This is a genomic window from Paenibacillus agri, from assembly GCF_013359945.1.
GTDB classification, from domain to species: Bacteria; Bacillota; Bacilli; order Paenibacillales; family Paenibacillaceae; genus Paenibacillus_AQ; species Paenibacillus_AQ agri.
Genome location: NZ_JABWCS010000134.1, coordinates 1 through 407, shown reverse-complemented (window position 1 = coordinate 407; position 407 = coordinate 1). Strand labels below are relative to the sequence as shown.

Annotated in this window: 1 protein-coding gene; it reads left to right on the top strand. The window is 57.7% G+C overall.

Annotated elements, in window-relative coordinates; all coding sequences use genetic code 11:
• Positions 1-186 precede the first annotated feature (186 nt).
• On the top strand, positions 187-407 hold a 221-nt coding region (locus HPT30_RS00665), incomplete at its 3' end, for a hypothetical protein (RefSeq protein ID WP_175369656.1).

The following is a 407-nucleotide window of genomic DNA, read 5'->3' as shown; positions in this document are numbered from 1 at the left end:
GTACGCCCAGCATGGGCGTCATCTCTAGGGTGAAAGTCCCGAGCGGGGGCTGGCAAGCGCCTACCGTTAGCCAAAGGCAAGGGTGTCCACCGTGAGGTGGAATCTGAAGGAAGCCGGAGGCAAAAGCACGGCCTGAGGTACACGAATCCAATTTGAGGCGGTTGCAGCTGGATGAGTCACCTTAACATGACAAAATCCAAAGCTGCCAAGGGCTGCAGCCGTAGACTTGGGCAGGCGCGGGCGGAAAGATGGCGTTCTTATCTGGGGAGGCCTGCCGGGTATGCAAGAAAAAAAACTTGTAACCGCAGCCGGGAGGCTGCGCTGAACCGGCAGGAGTCAGCAGAGGCCATAGTACGTCAGCTGTTGCAACAGCTGACGGAAGGGCTGAACCGAAAGGAGAGAGGAAA